This window comes from Thalassococcus sp. BH17M4-6 (assembly GCF_049323015.1).
GTDB lineage: Bacteria > Pseudomonadota > Alphaproteobacteria > Rhodobacterales > Rhodobacteraceae > Puniceibacterium.
Map to the genome: position 1 here is coordinate 460,999 of NZ_JBMPGU010000001.1, position 14,837 is coordinate 475,835.

General features: G+C 66.1%; 16 protein-coding genes, 2 tRNA genes and 1 pseudogene. 10 read left to right on the forward strand and 9 right to left on the reverse strand.

What is annotated here, in order from left to right:
- Positions 1 to 313: 313 nt before the first annotated feature.
- The 4 genes from ACOXXX_RS02020 to pdxH all read right to left on the reverse strand — a co-directional run bounded on the left by ACOXXX_RS02020 (position 314) and on the right by pdxH (position 2,161).
- Positions 314 to 390 (reverse strand) — tRNA-Pro (locus tag ACOXXX_RS02020).
- 48 nt (positions 391 to 438) lie between these two features.
- Entirely contained in the window at positions 439 to 939 is a 501-nt protein-coding gene (locus ACOXXX_RS02025; RefSeq protein ID WP_422824865.1) for a DUF192 domain-containing protein, read from the reverse strand.
- On the reverse strand, positions 909 to 1,442 hold the full coding sequence (locus ACOXXX_RS02030) for a cold-shock protein (RefSeq protein ID WP_422824866.1): 534 nt from the start codon (positions 1,440 to 1,442) through the stop codon (positions 909 to 911). Before ACOXXX_RS02030 ends, ACOXXX_RS02025 begins: the two co-directional genes overlap by 31 nt.
- Positions 1,443 to 1,555: 113 nt before the next feature.
- A complete protein-coding gene (gene pdxH, locus ACOXXX_RS02035; RefSeq protein ID WP_422824867.1) occupies positions 1,556 to 2,161 on the reverse strand; it encodes a pyridoxamine 5'-phosphate oxidase in 606 nt (201 codons plus the stop codon).
- A gap of 121 nt (positions 2,162 to 2,282) precedes the next feature.
- Between pdxH and fabI the strand changes: the two genes are divergently transcribed.
- Positions 2,283 to 3,089 (forward strand): enoyl-ACP reductase FabI, encoded by an 807-nt coding sequence (fabI, locus tag ACOXXX_RS02040; protein ID WP_422824868.1) that lies wholly within the window; start codon positions 2,283 to 2,285, stop codon positions 3,087 to 3,089.
- 44 nt (positions 3,090 to 3,133) lie between these two features.
- Entirely contained in the window at positions 3,134 to 3,637 is a 504-nt protein-coding gene (gene gpt, locus ACOXXX_RS02045; protein ID WP_422824869.1) for a xanthine phosphoribosyltransferase, read from the forward strand.
- Between the two features lie 128 nt (positions 3,638 to 3,765).
- Here the strand turns inward: gpt and ACOXXX_RS02050 are convergent, their stop codons facing one another.
- The gene (locus ACOXXX_RS02050) at positions 3,766 to 4,635 is read right to left on the reverse strand and encodes an NAD(P)H-binding protein (RefSeq protein ID WP_422824870.1); all 870 of its coding nucleotides are present in this window, start codon (positions 4,633 to 4,635) and stop codon (positions 3,766 to 3,768) included.
- A 103-nt stretch (positions 4,636 to 4,738) separates the two neighbouring features.
- On the opposite strand from ACOXXX_RS02050, the gene ACOXXX_RS02055 reads away from it, so the two are divergent.
- The 5 genes and pseudogenes from ACOXXX_RS02055 (at position 4,739) to trpE (ending at position 9,910) form a co-directional block, all read left to right on the forward strand.
- Positions 4,739 to 5,182, forward strand: coding sequence for a winged helix-turn-helix transcriptional regulator (locus ACOXXX_RS02055; protein ID WP_422824871.1), 444 nt, complete (start codon positions 4,739 to 4,741; stop codon positions 5,180 to 5,182).
- A gap of 123 nt (positions 5,183 to 5,305) precedes the next feature.
- Positions 5,306 to 6,502 carry an aminotransferase gene (locus tag ACOXXX_RS02060; protein WP_422824872.1) on the forward strand — a complete coding sequence of 399 codons (1,197 nt, stop codon included), beginning with the start codon at positions 5,306 to 5,308 and terminating at the stop codon, positions 6,500 to 6,502.
- Between the two features lie 43 nt (positions 6,503 to 6,545).
- Positions 6,546 to 7,004, forward strand: a pseudogene (locus ACOXXX_RS02065) (SurA N-terminal domain-containing protein); the annotation flags it as partial.
- A gap of 327 nt (positions 7,005 to 7,331) precedes the next feature.
- The gene (locus ACOXXX_RS02070) at positions 7,332 to 8,393 is read left to right on the forward strand and encodes a peptidyl-prolyl cis-trans isomerase (RefSeq protein WP_422824952.1); all 1,062 of its coding nucleotides are present in this window, start codon (positions 7,332 to 7,334) and stop codon (positions 8,391 to 8,393) included.
- 5 nt (positions 8,394 to 8,398) lie between these two features.
- The gene (gene trpE / locus ACOXXX_RS02075) at positions 8,399 to 9,910 is read left to right on the forward strand and encodes an anthranilate synthase component I (protein ID WP_422824873.1); all 1,512 of its coding nucleotides are present in this window, start codon (positions 8,399 to 8,401) and stop codon (positions 9,908 to 9,910) included.
- A gap of 338 nt (positions 9,911 to 10,248) precedes the next feature.
- Here the strand turns inward: trpE and ACOXXX_RS02080 are convergent, their stop codons facing one another.
- The gene (locus tag ACOXXX_RS02080) at positions 10,249 to 10,656 is read right to left on the reverse strand and encodes a SufE family protein (protein WP_422824874.1); all 408 of its coding nucleotides are present in this window, start codon (positions 10,654 to 10,656) and stop codon (positions 10,249 to 10,251) included.
- 132 nt (positions 10,657 to 10,788) lie between these two features.
- Here ACOXXX_RS02080 and ACOXXX_RS02085 point away from each other — a divergent pair, with 132 nt between their 5' ends.
- The gene (locus ACOXXX_RS02085; RefSeq protein ID WP_422824875.1) at positions 10,789 to 11,319 is read left to right on the forward strand and encodes a hypothetical protein; all 531 of its coding nucleotides are present in this window, start codon (positions 10,789 to 10,791) and stop codon (positions 11,317 to 11,319) included.
- A gap of 99 nt (positions 11,320 to 11,418) precedes the next feature.
- On the opposite strand, the gene rnd is transcribed toward ACOXXX_RS02085, so the two are convergent.
- Entirely contained in the window at positions 11,419 to 12,576 is a 1,158-nt protein-coding gene (rnd, locus tag ACOXXX_RS02090; protein ID WP_422824876.1) for a ribonuclease D, read from the reverse strand.
- A gap of 199 nt (positions 12,577 to 12,775) precedes the next feature.
- Between rnd and ACOXXX_RS02095 the strand changes: the two genes are divergently transcribed.
- Positions 12,776 to 12,952 carry a hypothetical protein gene (locus ACOXXX_RS02095; protein WP_422824877.1) on the forward strand — a complete coding sequence of 59 codons (177 nt, stop codon included), beginning with the start codon at positions 12,776 to 12,778 and terminating at the stop codon, positions 12,950 to 12,952.
- A 23-nt stretch (positions 12,953 to 12,975) separates the two neighbouring features.
- Here the strand turns inward: ACOXXX_RS02095 and purN are convergent, their stop codons facing one another.
- Entirely contained in the window at positions 12,976 to 13,569 is a 594-nt protein-coding gene (gene purN / locus ACOXXX_RS02100) for a phosphoribosylglycinamide formyltransferase (protein ID WP_422824878.1), read from the reverse strand.
- Positions 13,566 to 14,612, reverse strand: a complete 1,047-nt coding sequence (gene purM, locus ACOXXX_RS02105; RefSeq protein WP_422824879.1) for a phosphoribosylformylglycinamidine cyclo-ligase — start codon at positions 14,610 to 14,612, stop codon at positions 13,566 to 13,568. The genes purN and purM overlap by 4 nt, the downstream gene beginning before the upstream one ends.
- Before the next feature lie 146 nt (positions 14,613 to 14,758).
- Here purM and ACOXXX_RS02110 point away from each other — a divergent pair.
- Positions 14,759 to 14,835, forward strand: a tRNA-Ile gene (locus ACOXXX_RS02110).
- Positions 14,836 to 14,837 lie beyond the last annotated feature (2 nt).

Sequence of the window (14,837 nt, forward strand, 5' to 3'; positions counted from 1 at the left end):
ATCCACATGGCCGCTGCGCGGGACAGGCCTGAAAAACCCCTAGAAACCAAAACATCGGGACGACTTATGCACAGGTGTTGATGAACTGCGCGAAGCTGCCCGGATCCATCTCCGCGCCGGGGCTGTCGTCTTGGTGGTGTCGAAAAAACACAACATGAATGGTGCGCTGACCCAGCGGAACACCACATCTCGTGGCTGCAGGGACGGTGATCGCGACTCGCACCGGGGCGCAGCGATTCTCTGACCGGCTCTGCCCGGCTCAGAAACCGCGCGGCTTTTTCGAATAGGAGTTGTCGGGGAAAGGGTCTGTCAGTGGTCGGGGCGGCAGGATTCGAACCTACGACCTACGGTACCCAAAACCGTCGCGCTACCAGGCTGCGCTACGCCCCGAACTGTGGCTGCATGTAGCCGCCTGCCCGCGCTTTGAAAAGACAAAACTCACGCAGGATCGCAGGGCCATGCGGAATTGTCGGCGGGGATCGACGGATGCCGCATTTCCGCCCCCGCCTCAATGCCAAGCTGGCTTGCCAGCCCGCCATTGATCTCGAGCACGTACTGAATGCCGTCACCGCCGGGGATCGCCGTCAGATCGCCGGGCACCGCATTGGCATGCACCCGCTGCACCACGCCGCGCGCATCGGCAAAGATCATGTCGAGCGGGATCAGCGTGTTCTTCATCCAGAAAGCCACCGACTGCGGACTCTCGTAGACGAAAAGCATGCCCTGCGCCCGCGCCATCTTTTCCACGAACATCAGGCCCTGTCCGCGCTCAGCGGCGTCATCGGCCACGTCCACGGAGAACCGGGCGGTGCCGAAATCGCCACGCAGGTAGATCGTATCCACGCGGCAGGCCTGCTGGGCCGCGACAGCGGTGCCCAGAAACAGCATCCATACGGTCAGGAGCGCGGTCAGTTGTCCAAATGGACGGCGGTTTCCCATGCATTCACCTCGGTGGCCATGCGCCCGCGCTTGCCCTCGATCACCCGAATGGCCAGCGCCTCGCCCGGTTGCAGATCCGACAGCCCCGACCGGCGCAGCACCTCGACGTGCACGAACACATCGTCATTGCTGCCGAACACGTTGGCAAAACCGAACCCCTTTGCCTTATCGAACCACTTGACCCGCGCAGGTTCAAGGGCCGCATTCTGGATGATCTCGGGATCGATCTCCTCGAAATCTGCCAGCGGCAATTGGCTGGTGCCCTCTGGCGGCTCGATTCTCACCACCTCGGTCGCCTGCACGCCGCGTTCGGTGCGCTGAACGACCACTTCGATCCGCGCCTGATCGGCAACGGAGCTTTGCCCGAAGTTTCGCAAAACGTTTGCATGCAGCAGGATATCCGGTCCGCCTTCGTCAGCGATCACGAAACCGAAGCCCTTGACCGGATCGAACCACTTCACCTTGCCCAGAACGCGCTGCGCCTCTGTGTCATCATGTGCCAACAGTGTTTCCACTAATTTTATCCCCACACTTGTCTTGCGACATCCCGGCGGGGCAATGCAAGCATAATTGCCCTGTTATTTTTGGTATCACCGCAGTTCACGTCACGTGAATGTCAGGGATTCAGGCGTGTCACGGACCAATCATCGGCGGTCTTTTGCCGCCGCCAGACGAACCGGTCGTGCAGCCGGAACTGACCGTCGGCCCAGAATTCGATCTCCAGCGGGGTGATCCGAAAGCCGCCCCAGAATGGCGGACGCTCCGGATCGGGGCCCTGCTGCACCGTGACCCGCGCCACCTTGGCCATCAGCGTCGCGCGGCTGTCTAGCGGGCGCGACTGGTCCGACGCCCATGCGCCCAGTCGGCTCTTGAGCGACCGCGACCGGTAATAGGCATCCGCCTGTGGCCCGTCCTCGCGGCTGACAAGCCCGCGCACCCGTACCTGCCGCCGCAGGCTTTTCCAGTGCATCACAAAGGCCGCCTTGCCCGAGGCCTGCAATTCCTGCCCCTTGGCGCTGTCGTAATTGGTGTAAAAGACAAAGGCCGCCGGTTCGATCTCCTTCAGCAGCACCATGCGCACGTTGGGCAGGCCGTCTGCATCGACCGACGCGATGGCGATGGCGTTGGGGTCGTTGGGCTCGGACGCTTCCGCCTCGCTTAGCCAGCGCCGTGCGATGTCGAAGGGATCGTCGCCTGCAAAGATGCCTGTGCGGTCGCTCATCCGCCGTTCCTTTCCCTACCCGGTTTTGCGCCCCTGCCCCGGCTTGCGGGCCGCTCTGCCCTTGATGGGGCCAGACCGATCGCCTAAAGGACAAGCAATCTATGTCGGCTGGAGTTCGAAGATGTCAAATTCACTGATGGCGGGCAAGCGCGGTCTGATCATGGGCCTTGCCAACGACAAGTCCATCGCCTGGGGCATTGCCAAGGCGCTGGGCGATGCCGGGGCCGAGCTTGCGTTTTCCTATCAGGGCGAGGCGCTGAAAAAGCGGGTCGCGCCGCTGGCCGCCTCCTTGGGATCGGACATCGTGCTGCCCTGCGACGTAGGTGACGAGGCGTCGATGGACGCGCTGTTCGACGGGCTGCGTGAACGCTGGGACAGCCTGGATTTCGTCGTGCACGCCATCGGCTTTTCCGACAAGAGCGAGCTGCGCGGCCGTTACGTCGACACCAGCCGCACCAATTTCACCATGACCATGGACATCTCGGTCTACAGCTTCACCGCGATCATGCAGCGCGCCGAAAAGATGATGACGAACGGCGGATCGTCCCTGACGTTGACCTACTACGGCGCCGAAAGGATCATGCCGCATTACAACGTGATGGGCGTGGCCAAGGCCGCGCTCGAGGCGTCGGTGCGCTACTTGGCCGAGGATCTGGGCAAGGACAACATCCGCGTCAACGCCATCTCCGCCGGCCCGATCAAGACGCTCGCCGCCTCCGGCATCGGCGATTTCCGCTACATCATGAAGTGGAACGAATACAACTCGCCGCTGCGCCGCAACGTGACCATCGACGACGTCGGCAAATCGGCGCTTTACCTGCTGTCGGATCTGGGCAGCGGCGTGACCGGCGAAACCCACCACGTCGACGCGGGCTACCACGTCGTCGGCATGAAGGCGGTGGACGCCCCCGACATCACCAAGAGCTGACCGCGCCCGCCGCCGACGCCCCGCCAAAGCAAGGAGCCTGCCTCATGTCCGATCTTCTGCCCCACGAAAAAGGCTTCCACGTCAGCTGGGACCAGCTGCACCGCGATGCGCGCGCGCTGGCCTGGCGGCTGCAGGGCCACGGGCCCGACGGCGGCGCGTGGAAGGCGGTCGTGGCGATCACCCGCGGCGGCATGGCCCCGGCGATGATCGTGGCGCGCGAGCTGGATATCCGCACGGTGGATACGATTTCGGTCAAATCCTACAACCACCAGACACAGTCTGAACCCAAGGTGATCAAATCGCCGGATATGGATGTGGTGGGCGACGGCACCGGCGTGCTGATCGTCGACGACCTGGTGGATACCGGCCGTACGCTGGAAGTGGTGCGCAAGCACATGCCGAACGCACATGTGGCGACGGTCTATGCCAAGCCCAAGGGCCGGCCGATGGTCGATACCTTCATCACCGAGGTAAGCCAGGACACCTGGATTTTCTTTCCGTGGGACATGGCGCTGCAATACGTCAAGCCGTATCGCGGCGACGAATAACTTGCGGTCCGGCGCTCTGCGTCATCGACCTGACCGTGACCTCCCCCGCCGCTCTGGTACGCCGGTTTTCGTCGCGCCACCGTCGCTGGGCGGGCCACCACCGCATCCGCAGCGGCCCGCCCGCCGGATCACAGCGCCGCGCGGATCACGTCTTGCGGGGGCGTGCTCGCCCGCCCGATCAGCCGCGACAGCGTCCGGTCCTCGCTGAACAATCCGCCCTGCGCCGCCCCGGCATCGCTGTCCGCCAGCATCCGCGCCACCGGCCCGGGCAGTCCCGCCCCGATCAACGCCTGCTCGAACCCGGCCTCGCCCAGGTCGCGGTAGGCCACCGGCTGCCCCGACACCTCTGCCAACGCCTCGGCAAACTCCGACAGGGTATAGCTCGTGTCCCCGGCCAGCTCATACACCGTCCCGCGCGCGGGCAGATCGCCGGTCAGAACCGCCACCGCCGCATCCGCATAATCCCGGCGCGCCGCGCTTGAAATCCGCCCTGCGCCCGCCGCGCCGATCAGCGCCCCCTGCGCCAGCGCCGCTGGAATCGAGGCCGCGTAATTCTCCGTGTACCAGCCGTTGCGCAGCACCGCATAGTCCAGCCCCGACGCCGCCAGCGCCGTTTCGGTGTCCAGATGTTCGCCCGGCAGCACCGTCAGCGGCGAGGTGTCGGCCTTCAGGATCGAGGTATAGGCGACAAAACCCACGCCCGCCGCCTCGGCCGCCGCGATCGCGTTGGCATGCTGCACCGCGCGCTGGCCGATCTCGTTGGAGGACACCAGCAACAGCCGCGCCACGCCCGCGAACGCGGCCTCCAGCGCCGCCCTGTCACCGTAATCGGCCACCCGCACCATCACGCCCTTCGCTTCCAGTGCCGCCGCCGCCTCCGCCCGGCGCACAAGCGCGCCGATCTCGCCTGCGGGCACCCGGGCCAGCAGGCCGTCGATCACCAGCGCCCCCAGCTGCCCCGAGGCCCCGGTCACCATGTATTTCACTGCATCGCTCATCATCGTCTCCTGTTCAGTCGGTTTCCGTTCAACTCCGTCTTGAATCGGAGTATGGTCTCTTATCTAGACCGACCATCTCACCGGCGTAAGGAGGCACCAATTCATGTCTTGGGCACATCCGGGTAACCACGGCGCAGATGCGATGCCTGCCGACGTGGCCGACGTCGTCCACCGCATCGCCGCCTATACCGGTACACCAGAAGACAGCGCCGACTGTCCGATCCGCGATGTGCTCGACCGGATCGGGCAGAAATGGACCCTGCTGATCCTCGTCGCCCTCGTGCCCGGCCCGCGCCGATTTTCGGCGCTGCAACGCTCTGTCGGCGACATCTCCAAACGCATGCTGACCCAGACCCTGCGTCAGCTTGAACGCGACGGGCTGGTGACACGCACGGTTTTCCCGACGAAACCGCCGTCGGTCGAATACACCCTGACTGCGCTGGGCCAATCGGCGCTGGCCCCCGTCGGAGCGCTGATGCATTGGGCGGATCACCACCACGCCAGCATCCGCGCCGCGCGCGCCGAATTCGACGCGCTGCAAGCCTGACAGCTTTCCCCCGCGCGCAGGCGCTGATAGCCTGCGCCACACCGCCTGCTTCTTCTTGGCAAAATACTCCGGGGTGCTCGAGGGGCCGGCCCCTCGATCCGCCCCGAACGAAAGACCAGACTCATGACAACACGCACCGCCAGCACCTTCCCGCCCCCGGTGATGGAGGCCCGCCGCTGGCTTGACGGCGTCACCTTTCCGCCCGACCGGCCGCTGATCAACGTCAGCCAGGCCGCGCCGGTGGAACCGCCCCCAGCGCCGCTCCGCGCAGCGATGGCCGACGCGCTGAACGATCCCGCCACGCATCTTTACGGCCCCGTCCTGGGCCTGCCCGCCCTGCGCGACGCGCTGGCCAGCGCATGGTCGGCGCATTACGGCGCGCCGGTGAGCGCCGATCAGGTCGCCATCACCTCGGGCTGCAATCAGGCCTTTGCCGCGGTGATCACCGCGCTCTGTACCGAAGGGGATGACGTCATCCTTCCAACCCCTTGGTACTTCAATCACAAAATGTGGCTCGACATGGGGGGTGTCAGCGCCGTGGCGCTGCCCACGGGCGCGGACCTGATCCCCGATGCCGACGCCGCCCGCACCCTGATCACTCCGCGCACCCGCGCCATCGCTCTGGTCAGCCCCAACAACCCCGGCGGCGTCGAATATCCCGCCGCCACCCTGCGCGCCTTCCTCGCTCTGGCGCAAGAGACCGGGATCCGGCTGATCCTCGATGAAACCTACCGCGACTTCGACAGCCGCCCCGCGCCCACCCATGACCTGCTGCAAACACCCGACTGGGCGCAAACGCTGGTGCCGCTTTACAGCTTTTCCAAGGCCTACCGGCTGACCGGCCACCGTGTCGGCGCGGTGATCGCCGATGCCCCCCTACTGGCCGAGGTCGAAAAATTCCTCGACACCGTCGCGATCTGCCCGCCGCAGCTGGGCCAGCGCGCAGCACTTTGGGGGCTGCGGAACATGGGCCAGTGGCTCGCAGGCGAACGGGACGAAATCCTCGACCGCCGCGCCGCGATCGAGGATCACATGCCGACCCTGGCAACCAGGGGCTGGCGGCTCATGGGCAACGGCGCCTATTTCGCCTACCTGCAGCATCCGTTTGCGGAAAGTTCTGCCACGCTGGCCCCGAAACTGGTGCGGGAGGCGGGCATTCTCGCCCTGCCCGGCACCATGTTTATGCCCGCGACCGACCCCGCGGGCCAGCGCCAGTTCCGCATTGCCTTTGCCAATATCGACCGCGCCGGGATCGCCACGCTCTTTGACCGTCTGGCCGCACTTGACTGGCCCCTTGCGACGCCTGCGGCGGGCGCGTAGACACGACACCTGAACAGGCATCACGGCAGGGAACCATTCGGGCATGGCACGCAGATCGGGCAGTCTTTCCAAAACCTTCGGCATGATCATCGTCGGCCTGCTGATCATCGGGCTCGCGGGCTTTGGCGCCACGAACCTGTCGGGCACGGTGCGCACCATCGGCGATGTCGGCGGCAAGCCCATCCCGATCGAACAATATGCCCGCACCCTGCAGAACGAAATCCGCGCCCAGCAGGCCCAGACCGGGGAACCGGTGACCGTTGCCCAGGCCCTGCAGTCGGGTCTGGACCAGCGCGCCCTGGCGCAGCTTGTCACCGCCCACGCCCTGGATGTGGAGGCCGAGAACCTGGGCCTCTCCGTCGGAGACCAGACAGTGGCGCGCGAGCTTGGCCAGATTTCGGCCTTTCAGGGGCCGGACGGCAATTTCGATCGCGAGGCCTACCGCTTTGCCCTGCAGAACGCCGGGCTGTCCGAGGCCGAGTTCGAGGATGACCTGCGCTCCGAATCCGCCCGCACCCTGCTGCAGGGCGCCGTGCTGGCCGGCAACGGCATGCCCGACACCTATGTGAACACGCTGCTCGACTACGCCGGGGAACGCCGGACCTTCACCTGGGCGCTGATCGAGAACACGGGCCTCGACACCGGCATACCCAGCCCCTCCGACGCCGATCTTCAGGCCTATTACGACGCCAACATTGACAGCTACACCCGCCCTGAAACCCGCAAGGTCACCTATGCCTGGATCACGCCCGAGATGATCCTCGACTCGGTCGAGGTGGACCCCGAGGCCCTGCAACAGGCGTATGAGGACCGGTCGGGCGAATTCAACCTGCCCGAACGGCGGCTGGTCGAACGTCTGGTCTTTGCCGATGATGCCGCGGCGCAGGCCGCGCAGGAGCAGATCGCCGCCGAGGAGGCGACGTTTGAGACGCTGGTCGCGCTGCGCGGTCTCAGCCTCGCCGATGTCGACATGGGCGACATGACGCAACCTGCCTTGGGGGCGGCGGGCGACGCGGTTTTTGCCGCCGAAACCGGAGAGGTCGTGGGCCCGCTGGAAAGCCCGCTGGGGCCTGCGCTTTTCCGCGTGAACGGCGTGCTGCCCGCGCAATCCACCCCGTTCGAAGAGGCCGAGTCGGCACTGCGCGACGAACTGGCGCTGGACCGCGCCCGCCGCGTGATCGAAACCCAGGCCGAAAGCTACGAAAACCTGATGGCGGGCGGCGCCACGCTCGAGGATCTGGCGCAGGAAACCGACCTGGAGCTGGGGCAAATCGACTGGACCGCCGGGACACAGGACGGCATCGCGGGCTACGACGCCTTCCGCGACGAGGTCCGCAGCGCCACGACCGAGGATTTCCCGCAGATCGAGGAGCTGGGCGACGGCGGCGTCTTTGCCCTGCGCATCGACGAGATTCTGCCCCCCGCCCCCTACCCGCTGGACGAGGTGCGCGACCGTGTGCGCACCGGCTGGGAACGCCAGCAGACCACCGACGCTTTGGCCGCCCAGGCTGAGGAGCTGGCCAACCGGTTGCGCGAAGGCCAGACATTTGCCGCGCTCGAGCTTGATCCGCGCACCGACACCGACCTGACGCGCACCGCCAACGTCCAGGACCTGCCCCCGGGCCTGCTGCCTGCGGTCTTCGACATGGACGAGGGCGACGCGAAGGTGGTGCCGCTGATCGGTTCCGTTGTGCTTGTCCAACTGGATGCGATCCTGACCGCCGACCCCGACGCCGAAGGCAATGCGCAGCTGCGTGACCTGCTGCGCGACCAGGCGGCGAACGACGTGGCGCAGGACCTGTTCCAGGCCCTGGCGACGGATATTCAGAGCCGCGTCGGCGTCAACATCGACCAATCCGCACGCAACGCCGTGCACACGCAGCTGCAGTAAGGCCGATGGCGCTAACCCCTTCCTTCGAGGATTTCGCACGCGCCTACGAGGCGGGCGAAAACCAGGTCGTCTATTCCCGGCTCGCCGCCGATCTCGACACGCCGGTGTCGCTGATGCTCAAGCTGACGGGAACGGCCAAGGATGCCTTCGTGCTGGAATCGGTCACCGGGGGCGAAGTGCGGGGCCGCTACTCGATCATCGGCATGAAGCCCGATCTGGTCTGGCAGTGCCACGGCACCACCAGCCGCCTCAACCGCCAGGCGCGGTTCGATCCCGACAGCTTTGAAGACATGGTCGGCGATCCGCTGACCGCGCTGCGCAGCCTGATCGCCGAATCGCGCGTCACCCTGCCCGCCGACCTGCCGCAGGCGGCGGCGGGTCTTTTCGGCTACCTTGGCTACGACATGATCCGGCTGGTCGAACACCTGCCGGATGTGAACCCCGACCCGCTGGGCCTGCCTGACGCGATGATGCTGCGCCCCTCGGTGGTGGCGGTGCTGGACGGGGTCAAAGGCGAGGTCACGGTGGTGTCGCCCGCCTGGCATTCCGCGGGCCTGTCGGCCCGGGCGGCCTATGCCCAGGCCGCCGAACGGGTGATGGACGCGGTGCGCGATCTCGAACGCCCCCTGCCTCAGGCCAGCCGCGAAATGGGCGAGGCGCAGGAACCAGCCGCGCCCACCTCGAACTTCACCCACGCCGGGTTCAAGGCGGCGGTGGACAAGGCGCGCGACTATATCGCCAAGGGCGACATCTTCCAGGTCGTGCCGTCGCAGCGCTGGACGCAGGACTTTCCGCATCCGCCCTTCGCGCTCTACCGGTCGCTGCGGCGCACCAACCCGTCGCCCTTCATGTTCTATTTCAACTTCGGCGGCTTCCAGGTGGTCGGCGCCAGCCCGGAAATCCTCGTACGGGTCTTCGGCCGCGAAGTGACCATCCGCCCGGTCGCCGGCACCCGCCCGCGCGGCGCCACCCCAGCCGAGGATGACGCGAACGAGGCCGACCTGCTGGCGGACAAGAAGGAACTGGCCGAACACCTCATGCTGCTCGACCTGGGGCGCAACGACACCGGCAAGGTGTCGAAGATCGGCACCGTGCACCCGACCGAGCAGTTCATCATCGAACGCTACAGCCACGTGATGCACATCGTCTCGAACGTGGTGGGCGAACTGGCCGAGGATCAGGACGCGCTGTCGGCGCTGCTGGCGGGCCTGCCCGCGGGCACCGTCTCGGGCGCGCCCAAGGTCCGCGCGATGGAGATCATCGACGAACTCGAACCGGAAAAGCGCGGCATCTACGGCGGCGGCGTCGGCTATTTCAGCGCGGGCGGCGACATGGACATGTGCATCGCCCTGCGCACCGCCATCGTGAAGGACCGCAAGCTCTATATCCAGGCGGGCGGCGGCGTGGTCTACGACAGCGACCCCGAGGCCGAGTTCCAAGAAACCGTGCACAAATCCAACGCGATCCGTCGGGCAGCGGCGGATGCCGCGCGCTTCACCGGAAACGGCAACAGCTGAAAGGCCGGAGGGGGGCTGTCTGCCCCCCGGCACATCCGTGCCTCCCCCCGAAGGGTTATATTGAACCAGAGAAGCAAGGGTTTCTTAACCATTCCGCGCCAGTCTGAGCCTGCGGTACAGGCGGAGGCGTCGATGACCGCAACCGGAGAAGCCTCCTGTCCCCGGTGGCAGGAGGTGGAGGTGGACCGGCCGGGCGCGCCCTCCCGCATTCTCCGGTTTTGAATAACCCTCGGGGGAGTCGCAGCCACCGGCTGCGGCGGGGGCAGAGCCCCCCAATCAAAAGAACGCCAGGCTTTCCGCCGGACCCGCCGGTTCGGTCAAAAGCACTCTGGCCGACATCACGCCGCCGCGGCCTGCGCGCGGATGCGCTCGATCATCGCTCGCAACCCATTTGACCGTTGCGCCGACAGGTGGTCGTGTAGGCCCAACCGCCCCAGCTCGGCACCCGCATCGACGGCCCCCACCTCGGCCACCGGCAGGCCGTCGTAAAGCCGGTGCAGCAGCGCGATGAGCCCGCGCACGATCATCGCGTCGCTGTCGCCCTGAAAGTGGTAGGTGCCTTCGGAAATCGACGGGTGCAGCCAGACCTGGCTGGCGCAGCCGTCGACCTTGGTCGCAGGCACGCGCAGCGCCTCGGGCAGCGGCTCCATCGCCTTGCCCATTTCGATCACCAGCCGGTACCGATCTTCCCAGTCGTCCAGGAACTCGAAATCCTCGACCACCTCTTCAAAGGCTGCCTGCGCCATGTCGATCCCTTTCTCGTCACCTGCCCCTGACCTATGCGCGGGTCTGAAAAAGGTCCAGTCCCGCCTTCACGCTTTTCAACCGCGCCGCAATGCGCTAACCCCGGATAAGGCAGGCAAAGGGCAGCGTAACCCATGTTCAAACCTCTCTCGGTCCTGGTGATCTCGGCGCTGGTGCTGACCAGCTGCGGCACCGTGCGCGAGTCGCGCCTCAACCCGTTCAACTGGTTCGGACGCTCGACTTCGGAACCCGTGCAAACCACCACCAGCGCGGCAGCCCGCAACCCGCTGATCCCGGCCAGTGGCGGCCGTGGCCTGCGCGGCCTGATCGGCATCGGGCAGGAAGACGAAGTCTATGCCGCGCCGCCGATCGCCGAAGTGTCGGAACTGCTGATCGAACGGCGCATCGGCGGCGCCATCATCCGCGCCACGGGCGTGGCGGACCGGGTGGGCCCCTTCGACGTGCGGCTGATCCCGGACGAGGCGGCGAGCACCGGCGGCACGCTTAGCTATACGCTGCGGGCCAAGCAGCAGCCCGGGCCCCGCAGCACCGGTGAACTGGCGCGCATGGTCACCGTGGCGGTGTGGCTGTCGGATCAGGATCTTGCGGGCATCCGCGAAATCCGCGTCGCGGGCCGGACCAACGCCCTGGTGTCGCGCCGCTAGAGCATTTTGCCCTGTCTCTGTGTCACTTAACACTGCCTGAAATCAAAGATTTCAACGCGTTAAGTGATGAATCATGACTACGGTTAAAAGCGAAACGCGCTAAAGCTCGATCACCCGCACAGATTTGCCTTTGGCCGCCAGAGCAATGCGCCCGTCGCACAGCTTCAACGCATCGTCGCCGAACACCTCTTTGCGCCAGCCGCGCAGTGCCGCCACGTCGCGCAGACCGGCGGCGATGGCATCAAGATCGGCGGCCGGCGCAATCAGCTTTGACGCGACGCCGGCACTTTCGGTCTTGGCCTTGAGCAGCACCCGCAACAGATCGGCCAGTGCCGGGTTCACCTGCAGCTTGTCACGGCTGAGGTCCGGTTGCGGCAGGTCGTCCTTCGGACAATCCAGCCCGGCCTTCACCGCCGCCAGAATTCCGTCTGCGATGTCCCCGCGCCGCGCCTCGCGCAGCAGCAGGCGGGACCGGCCCAGGTCCTCGGTCGTTTGCGGCTTGGTCGAGGCCAGTTCGACCAGCGCGTCGTCCTTCATCACACGGTTGCGCGGGATGTTGCGCTCCTGCGCATAGGTTTCGCGAAAGCGTGCCAGTTCGCGCACGATGGCCAGAAAGCGCGGGCTGGAGGATCGGGTCTTGATCCGCTTCCAGGCATCTTCGGGCCGGGTCACGTAGGTTTCCGGCGCGGTCAGCAGGGCGATTTCCTCTTCGACCCAGCGGTGGCGGCCGGTCTCGTCAAGCTTGGCCGCCAGGAATTCGTAGATCTGGCGCAGATGCGTGACATCCGCCAGCGCATAGGTCTTTTGCGCCTCGGACAGCGGGCGCCGCGACCAGTCGGTGAAGCGCGAGGATTTATCAAGACCGGCGCGCGCGATGCGCTTGACCAGCGTCTCGTACCCGACCTGTTCGCCAAAGCCGCAGACCATCGCTGCCACCTGGGTGTCGAACATCGGCTGCGGGATCACGCCGTGATCGATATAGAAGATCTCGAGATCCTGCCGCGCGGCGTGAAACACCTTGACCACGCTTTCATCCCGAAAAAGCGTCATCAACGGATCGAGCGACAGCCCGTCGGCCAGCGGATCGACCAGCACCGCGTTGTCGTCGGTGGTGCCCGGCATCGCCAGCTGCACAAGACACAGCTTGGAATAATAGGTCCGTTCGCGCAGGAATTCCGTGTCGACGGTCACGTAAGGCTGCCCCGCTGCCTCCTGGCAATAATCGGCAAGCTCTTGCGTGGTGGTGATCGTGCGCATGCGGTGTCTGGTCCCGAATAATCCAACTGTGACTGCCACCTAACCCCATTCCTGGCGCAAAGCAAAGCCCCGCGGGGTCGGTGCCGCCACAAGTGACATCAGAGAGCGTGATGAATCACCGATCAAACATTCATTTCCATTATGTGGACGGGCGTCATAGATCATGGGTCAACACACACCCTCTATCGGAGATATCCAGATGACCACCCTCGACCATTTTCCCGCCGCGCACTCTGCCCGCGACCTGTCGCTGCTTCCCGCGCTGCTGACCGCAGTTCTGCTGCTGGTGCTGATGGGCGGCACCGCCCTGATGGCCCCCGCGCAGCCCGACGTCGCGCTGGACTGGCACGGCAATGCCGCAACGACCGCACGCTAATCCAAACCGCCGTCCGGGCCTGCCTAGGGCAGCATCACCGGGCGGCGGTCACCGGCGGCAAACCGGCGCAAAACCGCCGGGTAAAGCCGATGCTCCATCTCAAGGACACGCGCGGCGAGCCTGTCGGGCGTGTCGGCGGGCTGAACCGGCACGCGCGCCTGGCCCAGGATCGGGCCTTCGTCCAGTTCGGCGGTGACCTCGTGCACGGTGCAGCCGTGTTCGCTCTCTCCTGCCTCGATCGCGCGGGCATGGGTGTGAAGACCCCGGTATTTCGGCAAAAGTGACGGGTGGATGTTGAGCATTCGACCCTGCCAGCGGCGCACGAACCCTTCCGTCAGCACCCGCATGAACCCGGCCAGACACACGATGTCGGGGTCTGCCTGCACCAGCCGCGCGTGCAGCGCGTCCTCGAACGCGGGCCGGTCGCCCTTGAAAGGCCGGTGATCGACCCAGGCGGTGTCGATGCCCATGTCCCGCGCCTTTTCCAGACCACCGGCGGTTTCGGAATTGGCCATCACCAGCACCGGCCGCGCGGGGTGATCGCCCGTCATGCTGCGCGCCAGCGCGACCATGTTGGACCCGCCCCCCGACAGCAGGATCGCAACCCGTCTGCTCACCGAAGCGCGCCCGCGTAGCGCACGCCTGTGCCCTCGACCACGTGGCCCAGGGCAAACACCTCTTCGCCCGCCTCGGCCAGCAGCTCGACCAGGTGGCCCGCCCGGTCGGCCGACACGCTCAGGATCATGCCGATGCCGCAGTTGAAGGTCTTGAGCATCTCCGCCTCGGCCATTTCGCCGGTGTCCATGAGCCATTCGAATGCCGGCGGCAGGGTCCAACTGTCGAGGAAGATCTCTGCCCCAAGCCCGTCGGGCAGGACGCGGGGCAGGTTCTCGGTCAGCCCGCCGCCGGTGATATGCGCCAACGCATGCACGCCGCCCGCGCGGACCGCCTCCAGCGCCTGTTTGACGTAAAGCCGCGTCGGCGTCAGCAGGGCGGCACCGAGTGTGCCGTCGTCCCAGGGGCAGTCGGCGTCCCATCCCAGGCCCGACACCTCGACCAGCTTGCGCACGAGGCTGTAGCCGTTGGAATGCACACCGTTCGAGGCCAGCCCAAGCAGCACGTCGCCCGCCACGACGCCATCGGGCAAGGCCGCGCCCCGCTCCATCGCGCCGACGGCAAAGCCTGCGAGGTCGAAATCGCCCGCCTCGTACATGCCCGGCATTTCCGCCGTTTCCCCGCCAATGAGTGCACAGCCCGACTGCGCGCAGCCATCGGCAATGCCTTCGATGACCTGGGCGGCGGTGTCGGTATCGAGCTTTCCGGTGGCGAAGTAATCGAGGAAAAACAGCGGCTCCGCCCCCTGACACACAAGGTCGTTGACGCACATCGCCACCAGATCGACGCCCACGCCCGACACGTGACCGGTGTCGATGGCGATGCGCAGCTTGGTGCCCACACCGTCGGTCGCGGCCACCAGCACCGGATCGTCGTAGCCAGCCGCCTTGAGATCGAAAAGCGCGCCAAAGCCGCCCAGCCCCGACATCACACCCGGACGCGCGGTGCGTTTGGCCGCCGGTTTGATCCGTTCCACCAGCGCGTTGCCCGCGTCGATATCCACACCCGCATCCGCATAGGTGATGCCGCTCTTGGGGTCGGTCATGGCGCTTTGGTTCCTCTTGTGGCGTGTCGAGGCCGGGTTAGTGCATCCCGCGATGCCTTGCAACGGGCCATGGCGCAGGCGCGGCGCGCAAGCGTGCGTTCTGCATCTTGACGGGCAGTGCCCACGCGCCTAGCACAGGGATTGGCGGGCCTGTAGCTCAATTGGTTAGAGCAGAGCGCTCATAACGCTTTGGTTGCGGGTTCAAGTCCTGCCGGGCCTACCAAT

What these genes read in the sequence shown, in the direction of transcription:
- ACOXXX_RS02025 (WP_422824865.1), bottom strand. Translation starts at nt 939, where the DNA reads ATGGGAAACCGCCGTCCATTTGGACAACTGACCGCGCTCCTGACCGTA.
- pdxH (WP_422824867.1), bottom strand. Translation starts at nt 2,161, where the DNA reads ATGAGCGACCGCACAGGCATCTTTGCAGGCGACGATCCCTTCGACATC.
- fabI (WP_422824868.1), top strand. Translation starts at nt 2,283, where the DNA reads ATGTCAAATTCACTGATGGCGGGCAAGCGCGGTCTGATCATGGGCCTT.
- gpt (WP_422824869.1), top strand. Translation starts at nt 3,134, where the DNA reads ATGTCCGATCTTCTGCCCCACGAAAAAGGCTTCCACGTCAGCTGGGAC.
- ACOXXX_RS02050 (WP_422824870.1), bottom strand. Translation starts at nt 4,635, where the DNA reads ATGAGCGATGCAGTGAAATACATGGTGACCGGGGCCTCGGGGCAGCTG.
- ACOXXX_RS02055 (WP_422824871.1), top strand. Translation starts at nt 4,739, where the DNA reads ATGTCTTGGGCACATCCGGGTAACCACGGCGCAGATGCGATGCCTGCC.
- ACOXXX_RS02060 (WP_422824872.1), top strand. Translation starts at nt 5,306, where the DNA reads ATGACAACACGCACCGCCAGCACCTTCCCGCCCCCGGTGATGGAGGCC.
- trpE (WP_422824873.1), top strand. Translation starts at nt 8,399, where the DNA reads ATGGCGCTAACCCCTTCCTTCGAGGATTTCGCACGCGCCTACGAGGCG.
- ACOXXX_RS02080 (WP_422824874.1), bottom strand. Translation starts at nt 10,656, where the DNA reads ATGGCGCAGGCAGCCTTTGAAGAGGTGGTCGAGGATTTCGAGTTCCTG.
- ACOXXX_RS02085 (WP_422824875.1), top strand. Translation starts at nt 10,789, where the DNA reads ATGTTCAAACCTCTCTCGGTCCTGGTGATCTCGGCGCTGGTGCTGACC.
- rnd (WP_422824876.1), bottom strand. Translation starts at nt 12,576, where the DNA reads ATGCGCACGATCACCACCACGCAAGAGCTTGCCGATTATTGCCAGGAG.
- ACOXXX_RS02095 (WP_422824877.1), top strand. Translation starts at nt 12,776, where the DNA reads ATGACCACCCTCGACCATTTTCCCGCCGCGCACTCTGCCCGCGACCTG.
- purM (WP_422824879.1), bottom strand. Translation starts at nt 14,612, where the DNA reads ATGACCGACCCCAAGAGCGGCATCACCTATGCGGATGCGGGTGTGGAT.